The following is a 1551-nucleotide window of genomic DNA, read 5'->3' on the forward strand; positions in this document are numbered from 1 at the left end:
CGCATCGCCTTCGCGCTACCAGTCTCTTAATGGATACACCCGATGTGCGGGGCGGCAGGGCCGCCCCGACCTTGCGTTTCAGAAGCCGTAGACCAGCGATACGCCCAGCGTATTGTCGGTATTCTCCAACCCCGGCAGCGGATCGTTGTTGTATTCGGTCCGGTAGCTCAGGCGGGTCGACAGGCGATCCGTGATCCGGAAGTTCAGCCCGGCATCATTGGTGACCAGCCGGTCAGAGTCCGAGAACAGGAAATCGGTGTCGTTGGTCAGAAAGGCCGTCTCATTGATCTTGTAGTAGAACCTGGACGAGGCGATGCCCGCCACTTCCCGATCGTCGTCACCGGCCTGATCGCGCAGGTAGCGCACTCCGGGTCCAGCCTGCACCCGCCAGGTGACGTTCGGTTCGTTGATGACGCGGTAGCCCGGGCCGGCACCGAGGAAGACATCCCACTCGTTGGTCGAGAAATCGTCGTAGCGCGCGCTGCCGAGGCCGAAGAGGTAGAAGTTCTCGCTGAAGTAGCGGTTCACGTCGTAGGTCGCGAACACCTCCTCCTTGTTGCGCACGTCGTTGTCTTCCGCGAATTCCCCAGCGAAGCCGAAGGTGTGGTTCCAGGGGCCCGCGCCGTAGCGGAAGCGTCCGGCGAATGAGAGGTCCGCGGTGTCGGTATTGCCCGTCGTTCCCGAGAAGCCGAGCGACACGCTGCCGGTCCAGCCTTGAGCATACTGGTTGCTGCCGAACCGGGACGGATCGTCGCCCTCGCGCATGTCCTCTGCGACATCCTCCTCGATGTCCTCGATGCGATCGTCGAGAGCCTCGATGCCGACCAGCGCACCTTGTGCAAAGGCGGGAGCCGCAAGCAAAAGGGCGGACGCCGAAACACCGGCAAGACGCATGACGTTCTTCATGGGTCAATCTCCTGTTCAGAGCGGTCGTCCTGTGTGGACGCCACTGCGAGAACCGGGATAGAAGGCCCAAGCACACGATATTAATTTATAATAATTGGGATTATGATGAGTTTTTCTCAGGGATCAGATCCCGTGTCTCGCCAAGCACTTCGATCTCGTCGGTGTTGCTGATTTCACGCAGTTCACCGATCACTGCATCCTGATCGGCGTCGGCGGTCTCGGCCGCGCGCGCCAGGGTGTCCCGCGCGATCTCGGCGAGTTCGGCGTCAAGATCGTCGCGCCAAACCGACCACAGCGGGAACGGGAAGGACGGTGCATCCGGCACCAGGAACAATTTCCCGGCCGCGATGTGCTTGCGGATGTAGCGGGCCGGCAAGTAGGCCGCGCAGTTTCGGTTCACCAGGTAGTCGGCACCCATCGCTTCGAGCGACATGGTCAGCCCCGGGTTGGTCAACCCTGGCAAGGCGATGCCGTGGGCGTGGACGAACTCCTCCCCCCAGTCGATGAAGGCATAGCGACCGGCCAGATCGAGGGTCGGATCGGGCCAGGACGCCGCCAGCACCAATTCGTCCTCCATGACCTTCTCGGCGGTCAAGCCAGGGCGCAGTTGCGGCGTATACATGAGCCCGGCCTGCATGCTGCCCT

Annotated in this window: 1 protein-coding gene and 1 pseudogene; both read right to left on the minus strand. The window is 62.1% G+C overall.

Annotated elements, in window-relative coordinates; all coding sequences use genetic code 11:
* Positions 1-78 precede the first annotated feature (78 nt).
* A complete protein-coding gene (locus tag ACXYMW_RS19690) occupies positions 79-906 on the minus strand; it encodes a DUF481 domain-containing protein (protein WP_459037032.1) in 828 nt (275 codons plus the stop codon).
* A gap of 100 nt (positions 907-1006) precedes the next feature.
* Positions 1007-1551, minus strand: a pseudogene (locus tag ACXYMW_RS19695) (LysR family transcriptional regulator); the annotation flags it as partial.

This window comes from Roseivivax sp. CAU 1761 (assembly GCF_054482755.1).

Bases quoted from the DNA above. Each gene is read 5' to 3' on its own strand.
- ACXYMW_RS19690 (WP_459037032.1), bottom strand. From the start codon at position 906: ATGAAGAACGTCATGCGTCTTGCCGGTGTTTCGGCGTCCGCCCTTTTG.